The sequence below is a fragment of the Halomonas sp. TH-94 genome (assembly GCF_057473365.1).
The window spans coordinates 20207-45125 of the sequence record NZ_JBYCKL010000095.1 but is presented as its reverse complement, the minus strand read 5'-3'; the positions used below and the strand labels follow the sequence as shown (position 1 = coordinate 45125).

Here is a 24919-nt window from a genome sequence, read left to right as displayed (position 1 = left end):
AGGACCGCAAGATGGCTGCCGTAACGATTCGTCACACTCTCTGAACAGGTAACTGTCATGACGTCCATGCGATTCAACCCTCTTCTGCTGCGCACCGCTATCGCCGGCATCCTGGCCGCTACAGCGCTGCAGGCCAGTGCCAATCTCGCTCCTCGTTTCTCCGATGCCGATGGCGACCTGGTGGCCGATGCCCCCACCGATGAATCTCAGTGGGTCGACCCGAGTACGCTGGTATTTGCCTATACCCCGGTCGAGGACCCGGCAGTCTATGCCGAAGTGTGGTCCGGCTTTCTCGCGCACATGGAAGAAGTTACCGGTAAGCGGGTGCAGTTCTTCCCGGTTCAATCCAATGCCGCCCAGCTCGAGGCGATGCGTGCTGGCCGCCTGCACGTCGCGGGCTTCAATACGGGCTCCAACCCGATAGCGGTCAACTGCTCCGGGTTCGTACCGTTCGCCATGATGGCTTCCGAAGACGGCAGCTTCGGCTACGAGATGGAGATCATCACCCATCCGGACAGCGGCATCGAGTCCATGGCCGACCTGGCCGGGCGCAGCATGGCGTTCACCTCACCTACCTCGAACTCCGGCTTCAAGGCACCCTCGGCGCTGCTGACCAGCGAGTTCGGCCTGGTGCCGGATGAGGACTTCGCTACCGCCTTCTCAGGTTCCCACGACAACTCCGTTCTCGGCGTGGTGAATCGCGATTATGAATCGGCAGCCATCGCCAACTCCGTTGCCGCTCGCATGATCTCACGCGGCGTGGTGAATGAGGGCGACTACGAAGTTATCTACACCTCGCAAACCTTCCCGACTACCGGCTATGGCCATGTCTACAACTTGCATCCTGAGCTGGCCGAGAAGGTCAAGGAAGCCTTCTTCAGCTTCGACTGGGAAGGAAGCGCTCTGCAGGCCGAGTTCGCCAATTCCGGTGAATCGCAGTTCATCCCCATCACCTACCAGGAGCATTGGGAAGTGATTCGCACCATCGATGAGGCCAATGGTGTGACCTACGACTGCGATTGATCCGGTGACGTATTGACGACTCCAGCTCTGCTTTACACCGGACTGAAGCCATGAAATCGAGGTCGGGTGGCCAAACCATCCGACCCGTGCGTATGACCCGTGCGTATGAAGAGAGGCAACCCATGCTGACCCTGTCCCAGGTCACCAAGCGCTACCCCACCGGGGATCGTGCGCTGACCGACATCGACCTCACCTTGCCACGCGGCCAGGTCATGGCGCTGATCGGCCCCTCCGGGGCCGGCAAGAGCACCCTGATTCGCTGCGTCAACCGACTGGTGGAGCCCACCAGCGGCAGTATCCGGCTCGAAGACACCGAGTTGACCCGGCTTTCCGGTTCGGCCCTGCGCCGAGCGCGTCGCTCCATGGCCATGATCTTTCAGGAGTACGCCCTGGTAGACCGCCTTACCGTCATGGAGAACGTGCTCTCCGGTCGGCTGGGGTATGTGGGCTTCTGGCGCAGCTTCCTGCGCCGCTACCCGCGGGAAGATATCGCCGAAGCCTTTCGACTGCTCGATCGCGTAGGCTTGCCCCATGCCCTGGACAAGCGCGCCGATGCACTCTCCGGCGGCCAGCGTCAGCGGGTCGGGATCGCTCGAGCCCTGATACAGAGCCCGAGCCTGCTGCTGGTAGACGAACCCACCGCGAGCCTCGATCCCAAGACGTCACGGCAGATCATGCGGCTGATCCGCGAGCTGTGTACCGAGCGCAATCTGGCCGCCATCATCAACATCCACGACGTGGCCTTGGCCCAGCAGTTCGCCGATCGCATCGTCGGCCTGCGTGCCGGCAAGATCGTCTTCGATGGCAGCCCCCAGGCACTGGACGCGGAAACGCTCACCACCATCTACGGTGAGGAGGAGTGGGACACCCGGGTTCCCGAAGACGAGACGCAGCACGAACCGGAACACGGAATCGCCCCCTCTCCCCGACTGGCGTTGGCCACGGGTGGCGCCTCGTGAGCCGCCAAGCCCAAGCCCAGGCGGGCCAGTGGCGTCGGCTGCCGATGATCGAAAACCCCAGGCTGCGCTGGGGATTGGTCGTGGGTCTTGCGGCCTATCTGTTGCTGGCCCTGGCCTCGGTGGAGGTCAACTGGGCGCGGGTCGCCGAAGGAGCCAGCCGCGGACTCAACTTTCTGGCCGCCTTCACCCGGCCCGACTTCGTTTCACGGCAGGGAGACATCACCGCTGGGATTCTCGAAAGCCTGACCATGACACTCACGTCGACCGTCATTGGGGTGGCCTTGTCGATTCCCGTAGGCCTGGGCGCGGCGCGCAATATCGCCCCCTGGCCCATCTACTATGTATGCCGCGGCATCATCACCGTGTCCCGTACCTTTCAGGAGATCATCATCGCCATACTTTTCGTGGTGATGTTCGGCTTCGGCCCCCTGGCCGGGATGATCACCCTGGCCTTCGCCACCATCGGCTTCATGGCCAAGTTGCTGGCCGAGGACATCGAGGACCTTGATTGGCGCCAGGTGGAAGCGATCCGCGCCACCGGGGCCAACTGGTGGCAGACGATGAACCACGCCGTGCAGCCCCAGGTGATGCCGCGACTGATCGGGCTCTCGATGTACCGCCTCGACATCAACTTCCGCGAGTCGGCGGTGATCGGCATCGTCGGGGCGGGCGGCATCGGTGCCACGCTGAACACCTCGATCAGCCGCTACGAATACGACACCTCGGCGGCCATCCTGCTGATCATCATCGCCATCGTGCTGCTGTGCGAATACAGCTCGAGCCATATCCGTCGCTGGACTCAGTAACCCAGGAGAAATCTGGTGCCTCTTGTAACCACTCCGCAAGGCACGCCGACTTGGCGCCTGCGCACGACCCGCACCCAGTGGCTGCAGTATCTCGGCTGGCTGGTTGGCGCCTGTCTCTTCCTGCTGTGCTGGAAGGTGATCTCCGACAACACCATGTGGGTGTTCGTCGAGGACGCCGGCCGCCAGGGCAGTGATCTCATCAGCCGCATGCTACCGCCCCAGTGGGCCTACGCCCACCGGCTGTGGAAGCCAATGTGGGACACCCTCAATATCGCCACCCTGGGCACGCTGCTCGGCATCGCCATGGCCTTTCCAGTGGCCTTCCTGGCGGCCCGCAACACCACGCCGCACCCGCTGATGCGTAGCGCCGCCCTGATGATCATCGTCTCGTCGCGCTCCATCAACTCGCTTATCTGGGCCATGCTGCTGGTGACCATCCTGGGGCCCGGAGTGCTGGCGGGCATCATCGCCATCGCCCTGCGCTCCATCGGCTTCATCGGCAAGCTGCTCTACGAAGCCATCGAGGAGATCCACCCCACCCCGGTCGAAGCGATCAGCGCCACCGGTGCCGGGCGCCTGCAGGTGATGAGCTACGGTGTGCTGCCCCAGATCATGCCCGCCTTTGCCGGCATCAGCGTCTATCGCTGGGACATCAACATCCGGGAATCCACGGTGTTGGGGCTGGTGGGCGCCGGCGGCATCGGCCTGCAGCTCAACGCCGCGATCAACAGCCTGGCCTGGAGCCAGGTCAGCGTCATTTTCGTGATGATCTTCGTTACCGTGCTCGCCTCTGAGTGGATCTCCGCTCGGGTACGTCACGCCATTATCTGATAGCGGCCGCGTCGACCCGCGCGCAGCGCAGCAGACAGAAGAGAGCCAGGGCGCCACTCACCATGGGCAGCAGAAAGCTCACCGAGTAGCTGCCGGTCAACCAGACGATAAGGGTGAATAGCGCCGGCCCCACCAGCACGCCCATGTAAGTGGGTACCAGCACGGCGGCAGTGGCCTCGGCCACCTCGCCGGGCTGGCAGCGCCTGGCCACCTCTGCCAGGTAGACGCCATTCCAGCCTACCGCCGTGGCTCCCGCCACCACCATCAATACCACCACCATCCAGATGGGTAGAATCAGGCCGAGCAGGGCGAGCAGCATGAACACCACCAGGATGGCCCCAGAGAGGCCGAGCAGCACGGCCAGACTGCCTCCCATGCGATCGGCCAGCGCTCCCCAGGCCACTCGTCCGGTCACTCCCGCCATATGAACCAACGACACGACAGCTCCTGCCAGCACCAGGCTCAGAAGCAACTCCTCGACCAGAAAGGCCACCGCAAAACTGAGCAACGAGAGCTGCGCGGCCGAAAGGCAGAAGCCGGCTGCGCCCAGCCAGCGCATTGGTCGGTGGCGCCGCAGCACCCCAAGGCTTCCCACCCCCTGCATACGTACGGCCGCGTCCCGGCTGGCATCCCAGAAGGAGCGCCGCCACTGCAGCAGCATCAATGTCATCAAACAAGCGACACCTATTGCCAGGAAAGCGGCCTGCCAGTTCCAGTGAGCCGCCAGGGGCGGCGCCATCAGGCCGGCCAACACCCCGCCCAGGGGAACCCCTGTCTGTTTGATCGAGTAGACCAGGTTGCGGCGTTCGGCAGGTGTGAAGCGGCTCAACAGCTCTGCCGCTGCGGGGCTGGTCAAGCCATAGGCCAGACCCAGCAGCAGTGTGGTGCTCAATAGGGCCAACGGGGTGCCGAGCAGCGCCAGCATACAACCCGCCATGACCAGCGCCATGGCCACCTGACTGGCACGGCAACCGCCCAGGCGCCGTGCCACCGCAGCCGACTGCAATGAGGCAAGCATGGCGATGCCGTATAGCAAGCTGACCTGAAAACCGACCCAACGGGTCGGTACGCCAAAGTGAGCCGCTACCTGGGGGGCCAGGGTCGGTACCAGCAGCATCCCACCGCTGCACAACACCTGTACCCACGTGGTCGCGGCCAGAACCCACCAAGCCTCAGCGCGAGGTGATGAAGGCGAGGCAGCGGGGGACGAGGCTGGCATGGCAGGCTCCGAGGCAGGGCGGAAACCGTTAGCCTACACACAAATTCAGCACTATCGCCAACGCCTTTGACGAAGGGTAGCGCTCGTTGCCGCTACCAGGGCAGCGCCTCGCCGTTGCTGTGCCAGAAACCGCCGCTGTTCTCCAGCGTCAACGCTTCGATGCGCGCGGCGATGCCGGCCGCCGCCTCCTCGGGCGGTATCAGACCACTGAAGTTGACCATGCGGGTCTGAACATAGCCCGGATGCAGCTGGGCCACGGCAATGCCGCGGGGCTTGAGGTCCACGGCCAGCGACTTGCCGAAGGCATTGAGCGCCGCCTTGGAGGCTCGGTAGCCGTAGCGGCCGCCGGAGTCGTTGTCGGCGATCGAGCCCATTCGGCTGGTCACGTTCGCTACCTTGCTGCCCGAGCCGAGGTTGTCGAGCAGCGCTTCGGTGACCCTCAGCGGACCATAGGCGTTGACCTCCATCTGCTCGCGAATGGTGGCGAAATCGAGCGACCCCAACGACTCATCGCGTAACAGTCCGGCATTGTTGATCAGCAGGTCCAGGTGCAGTCCTTGCAGGGTCTGGGCAAGCCGCGCCACATCCTCGGCACGAGTCACATCGACACCCTCGATGACTTGTTCGGCCACCTCATCCAGCTCGGCAGACGTCTGGCGGCAGACAGCGAAGACCTGCCAGCCTGCGGCGCTGTAGTGGCGGGCCAGTGCCAGTCCGATGCCTCGGTTGGCACCGGTGATCAACGTACGTAACGCCATGACGACTTCCCTCTCGTTCTCGCTTGAAGACGCCCTCCAGTGTGGTTGTCGCAGGGCGAAGTGCAAGTTCCGATTCGGCACATATCCCTCAACGCACAGGCCAGTTTATAATGGTTACCCAATGTAACCTCCCCCCATCCCGGGGCCCCTCACCGATGCCTGCCATCGAACAAGGACGCTTTCATGGCCAAACGCGCCTCCTCCATCACTCTTGCCGCCTTGGGCGGTGCCGCCATTGGTTTGGTCGTCGGCTGGCAGCTACCGGATAGCGCTTTGAGCGCTACTCCGGCCATCGAGACTGCCGTTGCCGATACCGCCTCATCGCCCGCGCTCCAGTTGGGCGAGCGCCTGCGTGGCGAGCTCACCTCCGCCAGTGAGCTCAATGGCAAGGATGGCAGTCGCTTCGAGCGCTTCCGCCTGCCGCTGGAGGAAGGCACCCTGATCGAGATCGAACTGGGCGGCCCCTTGCACGGAAGCCTCACGCTCTACGATCCCGAACTGCAATTGCTCGCGGCCAGTGCCGGCCCGGCCTATTACGAAGCGCCCGCCGCTGCCTCGCTGCGGCGCCGTATCGACGAGAGCGGTGACTATGTGCTGGTGGTAAGCGGCCAGGACATGCACAGCTACGGCCCCTTCACCCTCTCCAGCCGGCAGATGGAGCTCACCACCGAAGACACCCTGGCCATGCCCTCACGAGCCGACGGCTGGCTGCAGGACGGGGGTGATACCTACACCGTCACGATAGAAGAGAGCGGCCTCTATCAGATCGAAATGCGGTCGAGCGACGTGGACGCCTACCTGGTGCTCGAAGGCCCCAATGGCTATCAGCGCGAAGACGATGACAGCGCCGGCAACTTCGATGCGCGCATCGCCGACTTCCTGGAACCTGGTGAATATCGCCTCACCGCCCGCAGCGCCTACGGCCAGGGGAGCGGTCTTTACACACTGGAACTTGGCCCTCACGAGCTGGCCAGCGGAGAGTCACTGCGTAACAGCGGCGAGCTGATGATCGAGGAGCCCTTGTTCGGCTGGTACAGCGGCGCCGCGCTCGAGTATAGGCTGCATCTCGAAGCCCCTGCGGTAATCACGCTGGACATGCTCTCGTCCGACTTCGATGCCTTCCTCGAGCTGCACGGTGAAGGCGTCTTCGTCAGCGACGACGATGGCGGCGAAGGGCTGAACGCACGACTGATGCGTCCTCTGGAAGCGGGTGACTACTCCGTCATGGCCCGCAGCCACAGTGGCCATGGCAGCGGCCTGTTCGAACTGCGTGCCGGCGCCGTCGCCCTCGACGAAATCGCCAATGAAGGGCAGCTCGAAAGCGGCCGTGCGCTGCAGGCCTGGCTGGAGCCAGGTGCACGCAATGTCTATGAGGTAGTCATCGAAGAGCCTGGCCACTATCGCCTCGATCTGCACTCGGACGACTTCGACGCTTTCCTCGAACTCGATGGAAACGGCCTCTTCCTCAGCGATGACGACGGCGGCGAAGGCATGAACTCTCGCATCAGTACCCACCTGGATGCGGGCACCTACCGCGCCACCGCCCGAGCCTACGGCAATAGCGAAGGCGGCAGCTTTACCCTCCAGCTCAGCGTCGAATAGACGAAGAAATCCAGCCGGCCTCGCTTGCTCAGCGGGGCCGGCTCTCACCTGCCGCGCCGTTCAATGAAAAGGCTGTTACCGGCTTGCCGCTTGGCCTGCTGCTTGAGCTCGGAAAGATCTTCGGATATTGCCAGGACGTCACAGCCGCGACCATCACTTACCGGCCTTGCCGCCAGCGACAGACTGACGAAGGGATAGAAAGTCACGCGGCCCTGCCGATTCTCGACCCGTACCCCGCCTGCTCGGCGATCCTGCGCATCGTAGAAGTCCGACGCCATGGCGCCGAATGCTGTCAGAATACGGTGGCAGCGCGCCTTCCAATCGGCATCGTCCAGTAGCAGCATGAAGTCGTCGCCGCCGATGTGGCCGATGAACCCCTTCTTGCCGACCTGCTCATCGAGCAGTTGAGCCAGTGCCAGGATCACCCGGTCGCCCCGCGCATAGCCGTAGGCGTCGTTATAGGCCTTGAAGTTGTCGAGATCGCAGTAGACGGCAGTGAATACCTTGCCATGCTCCAGCCATTCGCTCAGCGTCTCGTTGATCATCAGGTTCCCCGGAAGGCCGGTGAGCGGATTGGCATGGCGCGCCTGGCGCACCTGAATGGCGGTGATCTCGCGAAGCAGGTCGACGATATTACCCATGCCGCGATAGCGGCCCTCGCCGTCGACGATGACGAAATCCTCCTGGGGCACATCCTCACTGTCGGTGAGCTGCTGGCTGAGCAGGGTCAGCGGCATTTCATCGACGGCCACGGCGAAGCGCGAATCGCACATCTCCCGCACCAGACGCTTGGCGAACAGGGCATGACTATAGGGATTGGTGAACAGGGTAAGAAATTCACTGCGCCGCACCACACCGACCGGCCTGCCGTTTTCCACCACCGCCACACAGCGCAGGCTCGGCTCGCCACGAAACCGTTCGCTCAATTCCAGTACCGGCATGCGCGGTTCGATCGGTGCCAGCGACTTCATGATGGTGTGGGCGCTGCGTACCAGTCCGTGACGGGCCGAGGCTCCGACCGGCAGTGAGCGGCCGATATCTCGCGACGGGGTCTGGCTGGGACGGGCAAAGTAGTAGCCTTGCAGCAGCGACAGGCTGCGATCCAGCTCCCACAGCGAGCGGTACTCCTCGGCGGTTTCCACGCCTTCCGCTATCAGCTGGCAGCCGAGGCTGCGCGACACATCGAGAATCGAGCGCAGGAACTGCCGCTTGTCGGGGTCCTGATCGATGCCGGTGATGAAGTGGCGGTCGAGCTTGACGAAGTCGGGGCGCAGCTCGGCCCAGTGACGCAGACTCGAATGGCCGGCCCCCAGGTCGTCCAGCGCAACCTGAAAGCCCATCTCGCGATAGTGCTCCACCGCCTGGCGCATCAGCACGTAATCGGTGATCGGCAGATGTTCGGTGAGCTCGATGACGACACGATTGGGAGCGAGCCCATGGTCGCGCAAATAGCCCAGGGTCAGCCCCTCGCTGAAGTCCCGCTCGAGGATGGTCAACGGCATCACATTGAGGAACAGCCTACCGGGCAAGCCTAGCCGCACGAAGGCGGCAATCGCCAGGCGGCGGCATAGCAAATCGAGCTCAACCAGCAGGCCCGACTGAATTGCCACCTCGAACAGGGCCACTGGAGAGTGCAGCCTGGAGCCTTCGGGGCCACGAATCAGCGCTTCGTAGCCGTGCACGCACTGCCTGGCGACATCGACGATGGGTTGAAAGCATGGCGTGAGCCGCTCGCCCTCTATGATAGCTCTGAGCTCGCTCTCCTCGGTGTTGGAGGTCGTCATGGTCAGCCCTGAAATGGTGTCAGGGCGAGATTGCAACACATCGATGACAGAACCATGACGACCAGGGCACCGATATCGTCGGCACCTCATCTGGTAGTGGAATCAACCCTCGTGCTGTTCGAGGCCGCCGGCACCCGTGCCGAACGCCACGATGAGCTGCTCGACGCCTTGCTGAAGGCAGGCTGACCGCTTCGATCAACGTCACGCCTTGCCCGGCCTGGCTCGTTATCTGTCTGTCATCCACCGGCGTTAGTGTCGGAAGACCAAATCTTCGACAGGAGAAGCCCGATGTCACGGCGCCAGCGCGAACCGCTCAGTGACGAGGAGATCGAGTACCTGGTTCAACTGGCAAACGGCAATGCCCTGACTCGTCACCGCCACCGTGAGCGCTGGCGTCGGCGCCAGACCGGGGCGCCCCCCACAGATCGAAATGCCGAATGACCGATGATGGGCGCGGCAGCTGCTATGCTTTGGCTAGACTCTCTAGAGGGAATGAAACGCTGGTGGAAACTGACTCTATCAACAGAGAGGTGAATGCCAAGCGGCGGCTGCGCCTACGCCCCGCAACTCCCGAGGACCGCCCCCTACTGGAGCGCTGGGATACCCAGCCGCATGTCATTGCCGCCAGCCCCAACGACAAATGGGAATGGGAAGCCGAGCTGGCCCATCCGGTCGACTGGCGCCAGCAGTTCATCGCCGAGCGCGAAGGATTTCCCATCGGCTTCATCCAGATAATGGATCCCGCCCGTGACGATAGCGGTTACTGGGGAGAGGTGGGCGACGGCTTGCGTGCCATCGATATCTGGATCGGTGAGCCCGACGAGCTGGGTAAAGGGTACGGCACCACCATGATGCAGCTGGCCCTGGCGCACTGCTTCGCCGACCCCCAGGTCTCCGCCGTGCTGATCGACCCTCTCGCCGAGAATCGCCGTGCCCAGCGCTTCTACGAGCGGCTGGGCTTTCGCTTCATCGAACAGCGCCGCCTGGGCGACGACCTCTGCTGCATCTACCGTCTCGAACGCAGCGACTGGCTGGCCTGAGGTTGGCGGATCGCCACGGCGCAGCCCCCGGGGACGATCAGCCCTTGGCCACCAGGAAAGCGCCTGCCGCTACCATCAGCGCCCCCGCAGAACGGTTGGCTCCCTTCATGGCTCGCTCGCTTTGCAGAAAACGGCGTGCCCCGGAAGCCCCCAAGGCGACCAGCATCAGCCCGAGCATCAGGCCCGCGAAAGTGAGCGATACGGTCAGCAGCATGTCGCCCGAGGCCAGCGCAGCAAGGTCGACGAAGGTCGGCAAGAAGGCGATGTAGAAGAGGATGACCTTGGGGTTGGAAGCGGAGATGAGAAAGCCCTGCAGAAAGCCCTTCACGAGGTCGACGCGCCGGGACCCCGCCGGCAGGTCGGCGTCACCGACGGGCGAGGTCCACAGTTTCCAGGCAAGGTAGAAAAGATAGCCGGCCCCCAGATAGCGAATCACAGTGAACGCCTCGCCCCAGTGTTCGGCCAGTACCGCCAGCCCGTGGAAGGCCAGCATGAGATAAAGCAGGTCGCTGACGGTCATGCCCAGCGCGAGAGGCCAGCAGGACCGCACACCCGATGCCATGCCTCGCGCCAGGATGGCGAAGATACCGGGGCCGGGCGTGATGGCAAAAATGAAGATGGCCAGGAAGTAGATCAGTGCGCTTTCAGGGGTCACAGGAGTTCCGTCTCGGTCAGTCGAACAGGACGATCATGCCCCAGGCCGCCCTACCTGACCAGCTCCCGCAAGGATCTACCAGGACAGTCTCAGTGCCAGCAGTACCACGATCAGCAGCAGCAGTCCGCTGGCCACGGTGCCGGCCCATTTTGCGATCACATGCAGCATGTCGATCTCCTAGACGATGTCGAAGCGGTCCGAATAGATGCGTGTGGCCGTCGCCCCTTGAGCGAGCAACGCTTTCTCGGCCGCATTCATCAAGGGTTCGGGTCCACAGATGAAGTACTCACGACGGCCATCGTCCGCAGGTACCCGACGTTTCACCAGCGCTTCATCAATCTTGCCAAGCTCGCCCTTCCACTCGGGCTCGGGGTCGCTGATGACATGTATCACGTCGAGATCGAGCTGCCCCTCGAGTTCGGCCAGCTCGTCGCGGAAGGTTGCGTCTTCCCATGTCTTGTTGGCATACAGCAGCCACAGCGGGCGGGTGTCACCCTGGTCGCGCAGCGTGCGCAGTATGCTCATGATCGGTGTAATGCCGATGCCTCCGGCAATCAGCACCGCGCCGGAGGCGTTCTCCGGTTCGGGGATGAAGCTGCCGAAAGGCCCTTCGACGTAGGCTCGAGTACCGGGTTTGACATCCGGTAGGGTGTCGGTGAAGTCGCCCAATCGCTTGGCGGTGAAAGAGAAACGGCGACCATCGCTGACGGACGATGCCACCGAGAACGGATGCTGCTGCAGCGAGAAAGGCGTATCGCCCAGCGTGATCCAGAAAAATTGCCCCGGCGCGAAGTCGAGTCGGTGCCGGCCTTCGGCTTCCAGAGTCAGGGTGGTGGCATCGCCGCGCTCCTGCTCATTGGCCACGACCTTCCAGGTGCGCTTGCGCAAACGCCACGGCCTGAGCAGGCGTGTTTCCACCACCAGCAGCAGCGAGCCCCCCACGACCGCGCCGAGCAGAAGGGTGGTGACGACTCCCTGGGTGTAGTGCTGCACCATGACCGCGTGCCCCAACCCGCCGGCCACGATGAACAGAGTCAGCGCCCCATGCAGTGCACGCCACCATTCGTAGGAGAGCCCGAAGCGGGTTCGCCACAGCGAACTGGTTACCAGTACCAACGTTGCCAGTACCAGCAGTATCAGGGTGATCGCCCGCAGGGTGTCCTCGCGGGGATCGAGGTACTCGAGCCAGCCAGGGCGTGTGGCGATCATCACGATGGGATGCGCCAATACCAGCAGCAGAGCGAAAATTCCTGTCTGCCGGTGAAACTGAAGAATGTTGTCGTAGCCGACCGACTCCGCGAACCAGCGGTGCCGCCCCGAGATGACTGCCTGGCAGGCAAGTACCCCCAGGGCAAGGAGCCCAAGCAGGGCACCGAGTTCGGCGCCGAACTCGCGGCCTTCCTGTGGCAGTATCAGCAACGCCAGCCCAAGGGGTAGCAAAGCCAGCAACAGGTATCCGGCACACCAGAGCAGAGCGCTTCTAGCCAGTCGACTCACATGGTCCTCCTTAACCCAATCTCCAGCTCAAGATAGTGCTTCGTCATGTAACAGACTGAAATTTTATGTTTTGCCGGCCAGTGCGCCGCACTTGAGCAAGGCTGCTACGCTAAATCAGGCAATGACGGACCAGGATCTAGGAGAAAGCCGATGACAGGGCAAAAGGACCACGCCAACCTGTTCGACGACGCGCGTTCGCGCCTGGAAGAGGTATTCGATGCCATTGAAATCCAGGGCGATGCCAGAGAGCGACTGATGCAGCCCAACCTATCGCTGCAGGTCAGCGTACCGGTGCGCATGGATGACGGCAGCCTCAAGGTATTCCCCGGCTGGCGAGTGCAGTACAACACTACCCTGGGGCCGGCCAAGGGCGGCATTCGCTTCCATCCCGACGTCAATCAGGAGGAGGTCACTACGCTGAGCTTCTGGATGGCCGTGAAATGTGCCGTGGTCGACCTGCCTTACGGTGGCGGTAAGGGCGGCGTCAAGGTCGACCCCAAGCAGCTGTCGAAGCTGGAGCTCGAGCGTCTGGCACGTAGCTACATTCGTGGCATCGCCGACATCATGGGACCCGACCGAGACATACCCGCACCGGACGTGAACACCAATGCCACGGTGATGGGCTGGATGGCCGACGAATTCGACCACCTGGCACGGGCCAAGGTGCCCGCAGCCATTACCGGCAAACCGCCTGAGCTTGGGGGTTCGCTCGGTCGTGTGGCCGCCACCGGCCGCGGCGCCCTTCACGTGCTGGATCTATGGGCGGAACGCGAGAAGCGCAAGCCCGAAGAGACCACGGTGGCCATACAGGGCTTCGGTAACGCCGCCTATCACTTCGCCCGCCTGGCTCATGAGCAGGGCTTTCGCATCGTCGCGGTATCCGATTCCAAAGGCGCAATCTACAGTCAGGAAGGCCTCGACCCCGATGCCATCATGGAGCAGAAGCACCGTAACAAGCGTCTCCACGACATGGTCTACTGCGACGACTCGGTATGTATCGCCGAGGACGTGGAAAAACTCGACCGCGACGACCTGCTCACCCTCGAAGTGGACGTGCTGGCCCTGGCAGCTCTGGAAAACCAGGTTCATGAAGACAACGTCGATCAGATCAAGGCCGGGGCGCTGCTCGAGATCGCCAACGGCCCGGTCTCTAGCCACGCCGATGAGCAATTGGAGGAGCGCGGTGTTCCGGTACTGCCCGACGTGCTGGCCAACACCGGTGGGGTGATCGTCAGCTACTTCGAGTGGCTGCAAAATCGCAGCGGTGAGCGCTGGTCGGAGGAAGAGATCAACAAGCGCTTGGCCGAACGCTTGGTGCGCGAGAGCGAGCTGGTCTTCGAACGCGCCGAGAAAGAGACGATATCCTATCGCAGGGCAGCATATCGTCAGGGCATCGAGCGCATCGCGCATGCGATCCAACTGCGGGGCAACTGTCAGGACAGCGAGTAAGCAAGACAGCCTGCCAGGTGTCTCGGGGTGACAAGGCCATCCGCGACAGCGACAATGGCGGCCTTCGTTTCGCAAATTCGGGCCGCCATGACCCAGCCCCTGAGCATCCTTTATCGGGACGAGCATCTGGTTGCAGTGCACAAGCCGGCAGGCCTGCTGGTGCACCGCTCCAAGCTCGCCGGCGGGGAGAGAGAATTCCTGCTGCAACGCCTGCGCGACCAGGTGGGTCAGCGCGTCTATCCGGTGCATCGGCTGGACCGCCCCACCTCGGGGGTGATGGTCTTCGCCCTGGACTCGGGCACCGCAGCACGCCTGGGAGAAAGTTTCACCGAACGCCGGATCGCCAAGCGCTATCTGGCGGTGGTGCGCGGCATCGGGCCCGAACACGAATGGCTCGACTATGCCCTGCGTGAAGAGGATGGCAGCCGCCCCAAGGCGGAAATGCCCGCCCTCGAGGCTCTTACCGAGATCCGGCGTCTCGACAGCGTCGAGCTGCCGGTGCAGGTGGACCGCTATCCCACCTGCCGCTACTCCTTGATGGAGGTTCGTCCGTTGACCGGCCGCCGCCATCAGATTCGTCGTCATCTCTCGCGGCGCGGCTATCCGATCATCGGTGACGCCAAGCATGGCAAGGGCAATCATAACCGCTTCTTTGCCGAACGCCTGGACTGCCCGCGGCTGCTGCTGGCCGCCGTGGCACTGCACGTCGAGCACCCCGCCGACGGCAGCCGGCTGACGCTCAGCTGCGGCTTGGACGCCACCATGACCGCCCTCTTCCAGCGCTTCGGCTGGGCCGGCCATCTGCCGAGCGACGGTGCCGGTATTGACGCCTCACCCACCCCGGCCTGACATTCCGCTCTCAACCGGAGATTCCTACCCCCCATGACCGACCCCTCACCCGCACAGGATACCGCTCCGCCTCAGGACGACTACGCGTTCCGCTTCGGTGGAATTCGTCGGCTGTATGGTACTCGTGCCCTCGAACGCTTCCGCGGCTCCCATGTGGTCGTGGTCGGCGTGGGCGGGGTCGGCAGCTGGACCGTGGAAGCCCTGGCGCGATCGGGCATCGGCCGACTCACCCTGATCGACCTCGACGATGTCTGCGTATCGAACGTCAATCGCCAGCTGCCAGCGCTGGATGGCACCATTGGCCGTCCCAAGGTGGAGGTGCTGGCCGAGCGCTGCCGGGCGATCCAGCCCGGCATTCAGGTCGTGGCCGATACCGCCTTCGTCACACCGACCAACCTGGCCCAGCGCCTACCCGAAGATACCGATTACGTGGTCGACGCCATCGACAGCGTGGTGGCCAAGGCCGCGCTGATCGCCTGGTGCCGCAGACACAAGCTGCCCATCGTGGTAGCCGGTGCCGCCGGCGGTCAGAGCGACCCCACGCGCATCAAGGTGGCGGATCTGGCCCGCACCGAGCACGACCCGCTGCTGGCCAAGGTGCGTGCACGGCTGCGGCGGGACTACGGCTTCTCGCGTAACCCCAAGCGGCGCTTTGCGGTGGAATGCGTCTATTCCGACGAACAACTGGTCTATCCAGACGAGAACGGTGAGGTCTGCCTGCAGAAACCGGGCAGCGGCGAATCGACCCGGCTCGACTGCGCCAGCGGCGTAGGTGCGGCCACCTTCGTCACCGGCAGCTTCGGTTTCGTGGCCGCGTCGCGAGTGCTGGCACGCCTGGCAAAAAAGGCGGCCCAAACCGCCGGCGATAACGATAAAACCCCCTGATCAGGAGCCCGACGCCATGTCTACAGCCTTCCCCGTCCCCGGCATCTACAGCCACTACAAGGGCAACCGCTATGAGGTGCTCGGCGTCGCCCATCACAGCGAAACCGAGGAGCCGCTGGTGGTGTATCGCGCCCTCTATGGCGACTACGGTCTGTGGGTGCGCCCGCTCACCATGTTCACCGAGACCGTCGAAGTACGCGGCGAACCGGTGCCGCGTTTCGACCTGGAAAAGGCGTTCTGAACACCACCGCGCATGACGACGAAGCGAGCCTGATCGGCCCGAACGGAACAGCGTGGCCTCGCTATCGACGCTGCCGGTGCTCTCGGTCACGGTAGCCGGCTTCGTAGCGATGAACTTGCCAACCCAGCAAGCCGGGCGTGATCAGACATGCAGTGGCATTGGGCAGCCGGGGGCCGTTAGGGCTGCCCCACAGCTGGCTTCGAATGACGCGGAACACACCCGAATGGGCCACCACCAGCGGTAGCTCCTCGCTCTCCAGTACTCCATTCAACGCCGCCACCACGCGGGCCTGGAAAAACGCCCAGCCCTCGCCACCGGGTGGAGTATCTTCGTAGGCAGGCTGCTGCACGAGCGGCAGTTGATCCAGCCGGCCCCAATCGCGCTCGTCGAGCCCGCTCAGGCGGGTGGCCGGCTGACCTGGCACCGCGAGTTCCGCCGTGCGCCAGGCTCGCTGCAGGGTGCTGGTCACGACCCGGCTCCAGGGTCGGTCCAGCCAGGCGGCGGCTTGCCGCGCCTGGGTCTCGCCCAGCGCGGTCAGCGGCACGTCGCTGCGCCCGCAGATTCGCTGTTCCCGATTCAGCTGCGTTTCTCCGTGGCGAATGAAGACGAAGGGCCTAGCCAATAGCATCATGGGTTTCCTCGAGCATGCCCAGGCGCACGCTCACCTGGCTGGGTTCCGCAGTAAAGAGTGGGACCACGCTGCGAGCTTGCAGACGGCTCGCCAGCCAGTTCAAGTGGGACAAACGCAAATGCACGTTCCAGCGCTGCCAGTCGACTTCGCCAACCGCTCGCTGACGCTGGCGTCGAGGCGTCAGGTAACCGGTATGCAACAGCCTGTGATGCGGCCAATCGTCCGGGTCGTCATCGCAGTCGGCCACCAGCCAGAGCATGGGTGCATCCGTACGGGGCGCCTTCAGCAATCGACGGATGGCGGCATCGTGCCCCGCCCGACGCAACGCATGGGGCAAGCGTAGCAGCGCTTCGAGCCCCTCACGGCATGCGGCATCCAGATCCCAGGCAAGACCGAGCTGCCCGGCGTGGGTCTCGAGCCAGAGCGCTATCTCCAGCGCCCGACCCGATACGGGTACCGGCATCACCCTAGGCTCATCCAGGCGGCGTGCCAGCGCCTCGCGACACAACGCCTGGGGCGTATCGTAAACGCCATAGGAGGCGACAAGAAGCGCAACTCTGGCCGGCGGCGGGTCATCGAAGGGAAAGATCAACGACTCCAGGCAGGCGTCGCCGCTGTAAAACACCCCCTCGGCAACTCCGAGATGCAGCCATACGCCACCCAGCGAGTGCCCCGCCTGACCGGTAGTGACCGGTATGCCCGCCACCCGGCACTGACCACGCTCGGGCAGGGGAAACCACTCGCGACCGTGTGGCAAAGCCGCCGCCACCACGGCGGTACAGTAGATTGGCAGCTCCGTCGGCAACGCCGCCACACCGCCGATGTGATCGATATGATCGTGGCTGATCAGCACCGCGTCGACGTCCAGCCCCTGAGCCCAGGCGGTCGACTGCCCGGGATGCAAAGCGCCTCCGGCATCGAGCAGCAGGCGCCTGCCTTCGGCCTCGACCAGGATGGCGGCGGGTGCCTTGGCTCCCAGCCCGCTGAGTACTTCGATGCGCAGGCTCATGCCTCGGGCTCCAGGCACCAACCCTCACTCAGGGTCAGCGCCACCGGCTGACCTTCCCCCAAGGCGGTAGGATGATGGGCCAGCACTGCTTCACCGCTCTCGAGGCGCAGATGCAGCTCATAGCGCTCGCCACGGAAGGTCACGCTCTCCACTCGTGCACGCAAGTCATGCGACGCAGGCGCACCGGCGACTATCCGCACGTGCTCCGGGCGCACCAGTACCGGTTGGGTGCGCTCGGCGGGAGCGGCAGCGAGCCCACGCATCAGCGCTGCCGCCTCCAACCGCTGCCCTGGCCGCCCGGCCGCGACGTTCAATAGACACCCCTGGCCGATGAAACCGGCTACCCAGGCGGTCCGCGGCTGGCGGTAGAGCGTTTCCGGTGTAGCCCACTGCGCCAGCCTGCCCTCACGCATGACGGCGATCCGGTCCGCCAGCGCCATCGCCTCACCCTGGTCGTGGGTAACGTAGACCAGGGTGGCCTGGGTGCGGCGATGAAAATCGCGAAAGCTCTGCTCCATGGCCGCCCGCAGGTGGCGATCGAGATTGGCCAATGGCTCGTCGAGCAGCACTACCGACGGGTCGGTGACCAGGCACCGCGCCAGCGCAACACGCTGACGCTGACCTCCACTCAGCTCCTGCGGCGAACGCTGGGCGTAGGCTTGCAGGTCGACCAGGGCCAGTGCCTGCGCCACCCGTCGCCGACAGGTCTCGCCATCCAGTCGGCGCAGCTTGAGCGGATAACCGACATTATCGGCCACGCTCATATGCGGCCAAAGCGCGTAGGATTGAAACACCATCGCCATGTCGCGCTGTTCCGGGGGAACATGCCGTATCGGGCTGGCCAGAGTACGTTGCCCAAGGCGAATCTCGCCCTCGCTGAGCGCCTCGAAGCCGGCCAGCATGCGCAGCATGGTGGTCTTGCCGCAGCCGCTCGGTCCGAGCAGTGCAACGAACTCGCCCGGGGCGATGTCCAGCGAAAGCGCATCGACGGCACGCTGCTCGCCGAAGCTCTTCGTGACACGCTCGATCGTCAACCCTGCCATGGCACCACCCCCTTGGGCAGGCGTGGTGCCAGCAGGCTCAAACAGAGCATCAGCGCTGCCACCAATATGACCACCAGCACGGAAACCGCGGCGGCCAGCACTCTTTCGCCCCCTTCGTCCAGATTGAAGATCAGCACGCCCAGCGTCTCGTTGCCCGCGCTCCACAGCAGCGCCGAAACGGTCAGTTCGTTCACCGCCAGCAGGAACACCAGCAGACCGCCGGCAAATAGCGCCGGTGCCACCAGCGGCAGCACGATGCCGCCCAGGCGACGCCAAGGGCCGGCGCCAGCAAGTTGGGCGGCCTCTTCCAGTGCAGGGTCGAGCTGGGTAAGACCGGCGGCAACCGGCTTGAGGCACACCACCAGGAAACGCGCCAGGTAGGCGACGAAGATCAGGCCCAGGGTGCCGTAAAGCGCCACGTTCACCAGCGGAATGGGGCGCACGAAGAGCAGAATGCAGGCCACCGCCAGTACCACGCCGGGCAGCGCGTAAGGCAGCTCGATGGCGCTCAGCGCCAGGTTCTGCCAACGCCGCGACAAGCGTTGCAGGCGATAGGCCAGCGGCAGGCTGCACAGCATCAGCAGCAGCGCGGCGCCCCCCGCCAGCCACAGGCTGTTGCGCACCGCCCGCCAGGTCGCCCCCTGACGGCCGATCACTTCGTGGTAGGCATTCAGGCTAGCGGCTTCCCAGGTGAGCGGCACGCCCATGGCGGGCACCAATGAACTCACCACCAATGCCGCCAAAGGCGCGATGAGAATTACCAGCAGTACAGCGATCAGCAGTGCGGTCACCGCGCTGCGCCAACGCCCCAGAGAGAAATCGTGAGCACGTCCCGAGTGGCCCACCAGGCCAAAGCGGCTACGTTTCAAGCACGCCTGCTGAAGCGCCACGCCGGCCAGCGCCAGCGCGCCGATCATTAGCGACAGCGATGCCATCTCGGCCAGCACGCCGGTGCCGAAGCTGGCCATACGCTGGTAGATCAGGGTGGGCAGCACGTAGTAGCCGGCGGGAATGCCCAGCATGGCCGGAATGCCGAAATTGCCCAGGCTCGAGATGAACGCCATGGCACCGCCGGCGATCAGGCCGCCGCGGGATACCGGCAGGATGATCTGGCCCCACACCTGGGTCTGGCGCGCACCGCTGATGCGCGCCGCCTCGACCAGTTCCCGCGGCAACGACAGCAAGGAGGTGCGCAGCGCCAGAAATACCAGCGGTGCACTCTGTATGCCCAGCAGCAGCGCAATGCCCTCGGCCGAGTAGAGCGGCTGAGGGCTGCCCAGCGGCGGCGCCAAGCCGAGGCTCTTCAGCAGCGGGCTGGCAGGGCCGAACAGCTGCAGCCAGCTCAGCGCGGTGACCTGAGGCGGGATCATCATCGGCAGCATGAAGCAGAACACCAGCCAGGCCTTGCCACGAATGTCGGTCAGGGTGATGACGAAGGCGAACAGGCTGCCCAGCACCAGCGCGATCAGCATGCCCAGCCCCGACGTGTAGAGACTGCGCCACAGCGCTCGCCAAGTGCTTTCGGTCTGCAGCACGCGCCACAGCGGCGCCTCGCTGCCCAGGGCCAGGTCACCTAGCGCCTCCATCAGCAGGCGCAGGCTGGGGGCGAGGCTGAGCGCCACCACGACCAGCATCAGCAGAGTGAGCAGCCAACGCTGGTGGCTGCTGTCGATGAGGCCCGGTGTCATGTCAACTACCGAACAGGTCGCTAAAGCGCTGCTTGAGCTCGGCTTCCCTGGCCAGGGCGTTTTCGATATCGAGCGGCATCAGCACGATATCATCCCGCACAGGGAAACCTGCCGGCGGCGCGATCTCGGGATGGGCGGGCAAGTAGCCCTGCTCGCTCACCAGCTCTTGCCCCTCCCGCGAGAGCACGAAGTCGACGAACTTGCGCGCTGCCTCAGGGTTCCTGGCGCCCTGCATGATGGCGACCGGCTCGGTCACCGCACTCACCCCCTCCTCGGGGAACACGAACGCCACCGGCGAACCCTTGGCGGCCTCGCGAATCGGCAGGAAGTCGACCACGATGCCATAGGGCTTGCTGCCTGACGCCACGGCATTGAAGACGCCGCCGTTGCCTCCCTGGGCCTCGGTTCGGTTGGCCTGCAGTGCCTCGTAGTAACCCTCGCCAAGCTCGGGATGGGCTTCGACAGCCGCCATGTGGATCAGCGCCGCCCCCGAATAGAGCGGGCTCGGCATGGTCACCTGCCCGGCGTACTCAGGCTGGGTGAGCTCCTGCCAGCTCTGCGGCTGGCGCTCGGCCCCGGTGTTGTAGACGATGCCGGTGGTAATCAGCTTGGTACCGTAGAAGTAGCCTTGCGCATCGTACAGCTCGGCGTCATAGGCCTCGCGCTCGGGGCTCAGGTAAGGCTGCAGTCGCCCTTCCTGCTTGAGCGACTCCAGGGTCATGCTGTCCGCGATCAGCAGCACGTCGGGGTTGCTGACACCGGCGGAGAGCTCGGAACGCAGCCGGGTCATCAGCTGGGTGGTGCCATCCCGCACCCACTCCACCTCGATTTCCGGATGGACCGCCTGGAAGGCGTCGACGGTCTGCTGGGCATCGCTGTTGGGCTGGCTGGTGTAGAGCACCAGCTTCTCGTTGCCGAGAGCCGGGTGGGCCAGGCCGGCCATGACCACGATGGCGGCAAGGGCCGCTGAAAGAGGGCGCTTCGACATAGGGAAAACCTCCGATGGGTGAGCCCCATCGACATTACTGCCATCGGCTTACAGCTACGTGACAGTGGGTTTTCCAAAGGAGTAAAGGAACCGGTGCCGCCCGGCAGGCTTCGAACCCACTGGCGGCACCGGCATCGACAACGACAAACCGCCTTTAGCGCTGGCCGCGGTGCGCCCACCCGGTCATCCGCTTCTCCAGCAGCGCAAACAGTTCGTACATCACCATGGCCATGGCGCTGATCACGATCAGGCCGGCGAATACCAGCGACATGCGCATCTGCGAGCCGGCGCTCATCATCAGATAGCCGATGCCCTGATTGGAGGCCACCGTCTCGGAGACCACGGTGCCGACGAATGCCAGGGTGATGGCGATCTTCAGCGAGGCGAAGAAGTAGGGCAGCGAGCGCGGGAGACCCACCTTGAGCAGCACATCCATGCGCCGGGCGCCAAGTACGCGCAGAACGTCCTCCATTTCCGGCTCCAGCGTGGCCAGCCCCGTGGCCACGTTGACCACGATGGGAAAGAAACAGATCAAAAAGGCGGTGAGGATCGCCGGCACCGAGCCGATGCCGAACCACACCACCAGGATCGGCACGAAGGCGACTTTGGGAATGGCGTTGAAGCCCACCAGCAGCGGGTAGCAGGCGTGGTAGAGGAAGCGCGAGGAGCCGATGATGAAGCCCAGCGCCAGCCCCACCGCCACGCCCAGGGCGAAGCCTGCCATGGTGGTCCAGAGGGTCTGCCAGGAGTGCATGCCGATGGGGCCGGCAAAGGTCACCAAGGCTTGCGCGGTGGCCGAGGCACTGGGGAAGATGAACTCCGGCACCTGCAGCAAGCGCACGCTGACCTCCCAGATCGCCACCAGCGCCAGTACCGCCACCCAGGGCGCCAGCCGCTCACGCAGCCTGTCGTTCTTGTTCATGCTCGCTCCTCAGGCGCTGCGAATGTCGCCGATCAGGTTACGTAACTCCTGCACCAGATCGATGAAAGGCTTCTCGTAGGTCACCGCCAGCTCGCGTGGTCGCGGCAGGTCGATCTCGCGTCGCTCGATGATGCGACCCGGTCGGCGACTCATGACGTAGACGGTATCGGCCAGGAACGCCGCTTCGCGAAGGTCATGGGTCACCAGAACCACGGTGAAGCGCTGCGCCTCCCACAGGTCGCGCAGCACGCACCACAGCTCCTCTCGGGTAAAGGCGTCCAGCGCGCCGAAGGGCTCGTCGAGCATCAGCAGTCGCGGCCGATGTATCAGCGCGCGGCAGATCGAGGCGCGCTGCTGCATGCCGCCGGAGAGCTGCCACGGGTACTGGTCCTCGTAGCCCTCGAGCCCCACCGTACGCAGCAGGTCGCGGGCCCAGCCGACGTACTCGGCTCGCCGCTTGCGAAACTGCGAACGATAGGGTTTGACGATCTCCAGCGGCAGCAGCACGTTGTCCAGCGTAGTGCGCCACGGCAGCAAGTTGGCGCTCTGGAATGCCATGCCGCAGATCTTCAGCGGCCCGCCCACAGCGGCGCCGTCCACCTTCACGCTGCCCGCGGTGGGCGCGTGCAGCCCGGTGCACAGCTTCATGAAGGTCGACTTGCCGCAGCCGGAGGGACCGACGAAGGCGACGAACTCGCCCTCCTCGATGGAGAGCGAGATGTCCTCAATGGCATTGCCGGAGTCGTCGTAGGCCAGGCTGACCCGGTCGAAGTCGACGAAAGTCGGGGAGACTGCCACTGCCGTCACTCCGAGCGCTCGGGGAAGATCATGCGCTCCTCCTGCGACGGCAGGAAGCGCGAGGTGAACACCCGCTCGGGCTCGGGCACCGAGGGCAGGTCGTAGGCGTCCGCCACCAGTTGGATGGCATCCTGCAGGCGCTGCTCATCCACGCCGCCTACGCCGTTGGCACGCGCGTCGTCGGTATCGATGACGCTGTCGATGGCGAGCTTGAGCCGCCGCGTCTCCATCTCGACGTCGATCAGCGAATCGCGGTTGCGCACGTACTCGATTGCGCCCTCGGGGTCGGCCAGGGTCTCCGCCAGGGCGCGGTTGAAGGCGCGCAGAAAGCCCTCCACTGCCTCGGGGTTGGCTTCGGAGAACGCTTCGCTGGCAATGATGGCGTTGCCATAGAGGGGTACGCCGTAGTCGGGGAACGGCATGATGGTGAGCTGCTCCTCACCCATGCCGCGCCCTTCGAGGTTGAGCAGGCTGGTGAAGTAGAACCCGGTGATGGCGTCCACGTCGCCACGCACCAGCAGCGTCTCGCGCAGGGTGGGGTCGACGTTCTGCCACTCGACGGCATCCACTGCGAGATCGTTGGCGGCAGCGAAGATGCCCCAGGCCCGGTAGCCGGTATCGAATGCCGGCGCGGCAATCGACTTGCCGGTCAGATCGGCGGGCGACTCGATGCCGCGATCCTTGCGTGCCAAGACTGACGCCGGGGTGCCGTCATAGACCACGTAAACGCCCTGGATGCCCGGGGCGTCGGGGTTCTCGGCGAGAAACTCCACCAGCGCATTGAGATCGCCGAAGCCCATTTCGTAGGCCCCCGAGGCGACCCGGTTGATGGCTCCGGCGGAACCGCTGCCGGAATCGATCTGTACATTCAGCCCCTCCTCGGCGAAATAGCCTCGCTCCACGGCCATCAGGAAGGGCGCCGAGGGACCTTCGAAGCGCCAGTCGAGTTGGAAACGAATTCGAGTTTCATCTGCCTGGGCAACGGTGGCTCCGAGCAGGGAAAGGCCCAGCGCCCCGGCCAGCAGGCCGGCGGTAAGTTGACGACTCATGAATGCTACCCTCGCGAAGCGTTTTTGGTTGTGCTTGTTCTATGCAATCGGCCTGCCAAAGGCGTCGGTTCGCTTCGGCATTGCCTCGGCGAGCCATAACGGGGCATGGCTCCGACGCCGGCGGCACCAGCAAGGTGCAGCCGCTGACGCCGGGGCGGCACGCCTGCACCAGCTTAGTCCATTGCAGAAACAACATGCCATGCAGGTAACGCCGCGTAAACGAGCCCTGATTGCGACGCAAAAAAAACGGCACCGACGAGGGTCGGTGCCGCTGGGATACATCCCGGCGCAGATTATTCGTCGCCGGCTGCCTGCATCTGGCGCAACATGTAATTTTCGATGCCGACCTTGTCGATCAGGCTAAGCTCGGTTTCGATATGGTCGATGTGCTCTTCTTCATCGGCCAGAATCTCGCGAAACAGATCACGGGTAACATAGTCCTTGACCTGCTCGCAGTAGGCAATCGCTTCGATGTAGTCGTTACGGCCTTCATGCTCGATCTTGAGATCGCTCTCGAGCATCTCGCGTACGTTCTCGCCGATGTGCAGCTTGCCCAGGTCCTGCAGGTTGGGCAGGCCCTCGAGAAATAGAATGCGCTCGATCAGCTTGTCGGCATGCTTCATTTCGTCGATGGATTCGTCGTACTCCCACTTGGCCAGGGCCTTGAGGCCCCAATCCTTGTACATCTTGGCATGCAGGAAGTACTGGTTGATCGCCACCAGCTCATTGCCGAGAGCCTTGTTGAGATGCTCGATGACCTTGGCATCGCCTTTCATTGCCTTCTCCCTATCAGTCGATCACGGGTCTTGCCAGTACAGCAGCGAGTTGATCAAACCATCATAGGCAGTATCGGCCCAACACGCAAAAATCCAACCGGGACAGGCGGTTGGATTAATCACAACTAGAATGAGAAAGATTGGCATCAGTTGAGATGCTAGACGGAATGCCTTATACGGCGTAGGCGAGATCGCTGGTGGAAGCCATGACTTCGGAGGTGATGGCATCGCGGGCAATGGCCTTGCCCACGCAGGCGCATTTGCCGCACTGGGTGCCGCAGCCGGTATCGCGCTGGACGTCACGCCAGCTGCGCGCGCCGCTTTCGACGCTTTCACGAATCTTGCGGTCGGATACGCCCTTGCAAAGACATACGTACATCGACATCACCTCGCTGTGCTTACGAGGATTAATGTAAA

The 24919-nt window shown here is 64.0% G+C and carries 27 protein-coding genes; 12 read left to right on the top strand and 15 right to left on the bottom strand.

The window, feature by feature from the left end; all coding sequences use genetic code 11:
* Positions 1-66: 66 nt before the first annotated feature.
* From phnD to phnE (AC2VNO_RS16955), 4 genes are all read left to right on the top strand, one after another.
* Entirely contained in the window at positions 67-1023 is a 957-nt protein-coding gene (phnD, locus tag AC2VNO_RS16970; protein ID WP_486935252.1) for a phosphate/phosphite/phosphonate ABC transporter substrate-binding protein, read from the top strand.
* 122 nt (positions 1024-1145) lie between these two features.
* The gene (phnC, locus tag AC2VNO_RS16965) at positions 1146-1982 is read left to right on the top strand and encodes a phosphonate ABC transporter ATP-binding protein (protein WP_486935240.1); all 837 of its coding nucleotides are present in this window, start codon (positions 1146-1148) and stop codon (positions 1980-1982) included.
* A gap of 44 nt (positions 1983-2026) precedes the next feature.
* Complete coding sequence (gene phnE / locus AC2VNO_RS16960) at positions 2027-2788, top strand: phosphonate ABC transporter, permease protein PhnE (RefSeq protein WP_486935251.1); 762 nt, start codon at positions 2027-2029, stop codon at positions 2786-2788.
* Between the two features lie 15 nt (positions 2789-2803).
* Positions 2804-3619, top strand: coding sequence for a phosphonate ABC transporter, permease protein PhnE (phnE, locus tag AC2VNO_RS16955; RefSeq protein WP_486935239.1), 816 nt, complete (start codon positions 2804-2806; stop codon positions 3617-3619).
* On the opposite strand, the gene AC2VNO_RS16950 is transcribed toward phnE (AC2VNO_RS16955), so the two are convergent.
* Complete coding sequence (locus AC2VNO_RS16950) at positions 3612-4838, bottom strand: MFS transporter (protein WP_486935238.1); 1227 nt, start codon at positions 4836-4838, stop codon at positions 3612-3614. The genes phnE (AC2VNO_RS16955) and AC2VNO_RS16950 overlap by 8 nt on opposite strands.
* 92 nt (positions 4839-4930) lie before the next feature.
* Entirely contained in the window at positions 4931-5596 is a 666-nt protein-coding gene (locus AC2VNO_RS16945; protein ID WP_486935237.1) for an SDR family oxidoreductase, read from the bottom strand.
* A 183-nt stretch (positions 5597-5779) separates the two neighbouring features.
* On the opposite strand from AC2VNO_RS16945, the gene AC2VNO_RS16940 reads away from it, so the two are divergent.
* Positions 5780-7198, top strand: a complete 1419-nt coding sequence (locus AC2VNO_RS16940) for a hypothetical protein (RefSeq protein WP_486935236.1) — start codon at positions 5780-5782, stop codon at positions 7196-7198.
* A gap of 44 nt (positions 7199-7242) precedes the next feature.
* On the opposite strand, the gene AC2VNO_RS16935 is transcribed toward AC2VNO_RS16940, so the two are convergent.
* A complete protein-coding gene (locus tag AC2VNO_RS16935; protein WP_486935235.1) occupies positions 7243-8982 on the bottom strand; it encodes a bifunctional diguanylate cyclase/phosphodiesterase in 1740 nt (579 codons plus the stop codon).
* 54 nt (positions 8983-9036) lie between these two features.
* Here AC2VNO_RS16935 and AC2VNO_RS16930 point away from each other — a divergent pair, with 54 nt between their 5' ends.
* From AC2VNO_RS16930 to AC2VNO_RS16920, 3 genes are all read left to right on the top strand, one after another.
* The gene (locus AC2VNO_RS16930; protein ID WP_486935234.1) at positions 9037-9168 is read left to right on the top strand and encodes a hypothetical protein; all 132 of its coding nucleotides are present in this window, start codon (positions 9037-9039) and stop codon (positions 9166-9168) included.
* 102 nt (positions 9169-9270) lie between these two features.
* Positions 9271-9423 carry a hypothetical protein gene (locus AC2VNO_RS16925; protein WP_486935233.1) on the top strand — a complete coding sequence of 51 codons (153 nt, stop codon included), beginning with the start codon at positions 9271-9273 and terminating at the stop codon, positions 9421-9423.
* A gap of 62 nt (positions 9424-9485) precedes the next feature.
* Positions 9486-10022 carry a GNAT family N-acetyltransferase gene (locus tag AC2VNO_RS16920; protein ID WP_486935232.1) on the top strand — a complete coding sequence of 179 codons (537 nt, stop codon included), beginning with the start codon at positions 9486-9488 and terminating at the stop codon, positions 10020-10022.
* A gap of 37 nt (positions 10023-10059) precedes the next feature.
* On the opposite strand, the gene AC2VNO_RS16915 is transcribed toward AC2VNO_RS16920, so the two are convergent.
* Together AC2VNO_RS16915 and AC2VNO_RS16910 are read right to left on the bottom strand one after the other, a co-directional pair.
* A complete protein-coding gene (locus AC2VNO_RS16915; RefSeq protein ID WP_486935231.1) occupies positions 10060-10677 on the bottom strand; it encodes a LysE family translocator in 618 nt (205 codons plus the stop codon).
* Between the two features lie 177 nt (positions 10678-10854).
* Positions 10855-12174, bottom strand: a complete 1320-nt coding sequence (locus AC2VNO_RS16910) for a ferredoxin reductase family protein (RefSeq protein WP_486935230.1) — start codon at positions 12172-12174, stop codon at positions 10855-10857.
* 150 nt (positions 12175-12324) lie between these two features.
* On the opposite strand from AC2VNO_RS16910, the gene AC2VNO_RS16905 reads away from it, so the two are divergent.
* From AC2VNO_RS16905 to AC2VNO_RS16890, 4 genes are all read left to right on the top strand, one after another.
* Positions 12325-13623: a Glu/Leu/Phe/Val family dehydrogenase gene (locus tag AC2VNO_RS16905; protein ID WP_486935229.1), complete on the top strand. Its 1299-nt coding sequence runs from the start codon at positions 12325-12327 to the stop codon at positions 13621-13623.
* Between the two features lie 87 nt (positions 13624-13710).
* Positions 13711-14472: a pseudouridine synthase gene (locus AC2VNO_RS16900; protein ID WP_486935228.1), complete on the top strand. Its 762-nt coding sequence runs from the start codon at positions 13711-13713 to the stop codon at positions 14470-14472.
* Between the two features lie 33 nt (positions 14473-14505).
* On the top strand, positions 14506-15357 hold the full coding sequence (gene tcdA, locus AC2VNO_RS16895; RefSeq protein WP_486935227.1) for a tRNA cyclic N6-threonylcarbamoyladenosine(37) synthase TcdA: 852 nt from the start codon (positions 14506-14508) through the stop codon (positions 15355-15357).
* Between the two features lie 16 nt (positions 15358-15373).
* The gene (locus AC2VNO_RS16890; protein ID WP_486935226.1) at positions 15374-15598 is read left to right on the top strand and encodes a DUF1653 domain-containing protein; all 225 of its coding nucleotides are present in this window, start codon (positions 15374-15376) and stop codon (positions 15596-15598) included.
* 61 nt (positions 15599-15659) lie between these two features.
* Here AC2VNO_RS16890 and AC2VNO_RS16885 read toward each other — a convergent pair whose 3' ends face one another.
* The 10 genes from AC2VNO_RS16885 to AC2VNO_RS16840 form a co-directional block, all read right to left on the bottom strand.
* On the bottom strand, positions 15660-16229 hold the full coding sequence (locus tag AC2VNO_RS16885) for a histidine phosphatase family protein (protein ID WP_486935225.1): 570 nt from the start codon (positions 16227-16229) through the stop codon (positions 15660-15662).
* Positions 16213-17238: an MBL fold metallo-hydrolase gene (locus tag AC2VNO_RS16880; RefSeq protein ID WP_486935224.1), complete on the bottom strand. Its 1026-nt coding sequence runs from the start codon at positions 17236-17238 to the stop codon at positions 16213-16215. The genes AC2VNO_RS16885 and AC2VNO_RS16880 overlap by 17 nt, the downstream gene beginning before the upstream one ends.
* On the bottom strand, positions 17235-18281 hold the full coding sequence (locus AC2VNO_RS16875) for an ABC transporter ATP-binding protein (RefSeq protein WP_486935223.1): 1047 nt from the start codon (positions 18279-18281) through the stop codon (positions 17235-17237). The genes AC2VNO_RS16880 and AC2VNO_RS16875 overlap by 4 nt, the downstream gene beginning before the upstream one ends.
* Complete coding sequence (locus AC2VNO_RS16870; RefSeq protein ID WP_486935222.1) at positions 18269-19969, bottom strand: ABC transporter permease; 1701 nt, start codon at positions 19967-19969, stop codon at positions 18269-18271. Before AC2VNO_RS16870 ends, AC2VNO_RS16875 begins: the two co-directional genes overlap by 13 nt.
* Before the next feature lies 1 nt (position 19970).
* Positions 19971-20957, bottom strand: a complete 987-nt coding sequence (locus tag AC2VNO_RS16865; RefSeq protein ID WP_486935221.1) for an ABC transporter substrate-binding protein — start codon at positions 20955-20957, stop codon at positions 19971-19973.
* A gap of 154 nt (positions 20958-21111) precedes the next feature.
* Entirely contained in the window at positions 21112-21879 is a 768-nt protein-coding gene (locus AC2VNO_RS16860; RefSeq protein WP_486935220.1) for an ABC transporter permease, read from the bottom strand.
* Between the two features lie 9 nt (positions 21880-21888).
* Positions 21889-22677 carry an ABC transporter ATP-binding protein gene (locus AC2VNO_RS16855; protein WP_486935219.1) on the bottom strand — a complete coding sequence of 263 codons (789 nt, stop codon included), beginning with the start codon at positions 22675-22677 and terminating at the stop codon, positions 21889-21891.
* A gap of 5 nt (positions 22678-22682) precedes the next feature.
* Positions 22683-23726 carry an ABC transporter substrate-binding protein gene (locus tag AC2VNO_RS16850; protein WP_486935218.1) on the bottom strand — a complete coding sequence of 348 codons (1044 nt, stop codon included), beginning with the start codon at positions 23724-23726 and terminating at the stop codon, positions 22683-22685.
* Positions 23727-24019: 293 nt separating this feature from the next.
* Complete coding sequence (gene bfr, locus AC2VNO_RS16845; protein WP_486935217.1) at positions 24020-24502, bottom strand: bacterioferritin; 483 nt, start codon at positions 24500-24502, stop codon at positions 24020-24022.
* 172 nt (positions 24503-24674) lie between these two features.
* Positions 24675-24881, bottom strand: a complete 207-nt coding sequence (locus tag AC2VNO_RS16840; RefSeq protein ID WP_486935216.1) for a (2Fe-2S)-binding protein — start codon at positions 24879-24881, stop codon at positions 24675-24677.
* Positions 24882-24919: the final 38 nt, after the last annotated feature.

What these genes read in the sequence shown, in the direction of transcription:
- AC2VNO_RS16875 (WP_486935223.1), bottom strand. Translation starts at nt 18,281, where the DNA reads ATGGCAGGGTTGACGATCGAGCGTGTCACGAAGAGCTTCGGCGAGCAG.
- AC2VNO_RS16900 (WP_486935228.1), top strand. Translation starts at nt 13,711, where the DNA reads ATGACCCAGCCCCTGAGCATCCTTTATCGGGACGAGCATCTGGTTGCA.
- AC2VNO_RS16840 (WP_486935216.1), bottom strand. Translation starts at nt 24,881, where the DNA reads ATGTACGTATGTCTTTGCAAGGGCGTATCCGACCGCAAGATTCGTGAA.
- AC2VNO_RS16945 (WP_486935237.1), bottom strand. Translation starts at nt 5,596, where the DNA reads ATGGCGTTACGTACGTTGATCACCGGTGCCAACCGAGGCATCGGACTG.
- AC2VNO_RS16935 (WP_486935235.1), bottom strand. Translation starts at nt 8,982, where the DNA reads ATGACGACCTCCAACACCGAGGAGAGCGAGCTCAGAGCTATCATAGAG.
- AC2VNO_RS16880 (WP_486935224.1), bottom strand. Translation starts at nt 17,238, where the DNA reads ATGAGCCTGCGCATCGAAGTACTCAGCGGGCTGGGAGCCAAGGCACCC.
- tcdA (WP_486935227.1), top strand. Translation starts at nt 14,506, where the DNA reads ATGACCGACCCCTCACCCGCACAGGATACCGCTCCGCCTCAGGACGAC.
- AC2VNO_RS16865 (WP_486935221.1), bottom strand. Translation starts at nt 20,957, where the DNA reads ATGTCGAAGCGCCCTCTTTCAGCGGCCCTTGCCGCCATCGTGGTCATG.
- AC2VNO_RS16930 (WP_486935234.1), top strand. Translation starts at nt 9,037, where the DNA reads ATGACGACCAGGGCACCGATATCGTCGGCACCTCATCTGGTAGTGGAA.
- AC2VNO_RS16925 (WP_486935233.1), top strand. Translation starts at nt 9,271, where the DNA reads ATGTCACGGCGCCAGCGCGAACCGCTCAGTGACGAGGAGATCGAGTAC.
- AC2VNO_RS16860 (WP_486935220.1), bottom strand. Translation starts at nt 21,879, where the DNA reads ATGAACAAGAACGACAGGCTGCGTGAGCGGCTGGCGCCCTGGGTGGCG.
- bfr (WP_486935217.1), bottom strand. Translation starts at nt 24,502, where the DNA reads ATGAAAGGCGATGCCAAGGTCATCGAGCATCTCAACAAGGCTCTCGGC.
- AC2VNO_RS16905 (WP_486935229.1), top strand. Translation starts at nt 12,325, where the DNA reads ATGACAGGGCAAAAGGACCACGCCAACCTGTTCGACGACGCGCGTTCG.
- phnE (WP_486935251.1), top strand. Translation starts at nt 2,027, where the DNA reads ATGATCGAAAACCCCAGGCTGCGCTGGGGATTGGTCGTGGGTCTTGCG.
- phnD (WP_486935252.1), top strand. Translation starts at nt 67, where the DNA reads ATGCGATTCAACCCTCTTCTGCTGCGCACCGCTATCGCCGGCATCCTG.
- AC2VNO_RS16885 (WP_486935225.1), bottom strand. Translation starts at nt 16,229, where the DNA reads ATGATGCTATTGGCTAGGCCCTTCGTCTTCATTCGCCACGGAGAAACG.
- AC2VNO_RS16950 (WP_486935238.1), bottom strand. Translation starts at nt 4,838, where the DNA reads ATGCCAGCCTCGTCCCCCGCTGCCTCGCCTTCATCACCTCGCGCTGAG.
- AC2VNO_RS16890 (WP_486935226.1), top strand. Translation starts at nt 15,374, where the DNA reads ATGTCTACAGCCTTCCCCGTCCCCGGCATCTACAGCCACTACAAGGGC.
- AC2VNO_RS16870 (WP_486935222.1), bottom strand. Translation starts at nt 19,969, where the DNA reads ATGACACCGGGCCTCATCGACAGCAGCCACCAGCGTTGGCTGCTCACT.
- AC2VNO_RS16850 (WP_486935218.1), bottom strand. Translation starts at nt 23,726, where the DNA reads ATGAGTCGTCAACTTACCGCCGGCCTGCTGGCCGGGGCGCTGGGCCTT.
- AC2VNO_RS16940 (WP_486935236.1), top strand. Translation starts at nt 5,780, where the DNA reads ATGGCCAAACGCGCCTCCTCCATCACTCTTGCCGCCTTGGGCGGTGCC.
- phnC (WP_486935240.1), top strand. Translation starts at nt 1,146, where the DNA reads ATGCTGACCCTGTCCCAGGTCACCAAGCGCTACCCCACCGGGGATCGT.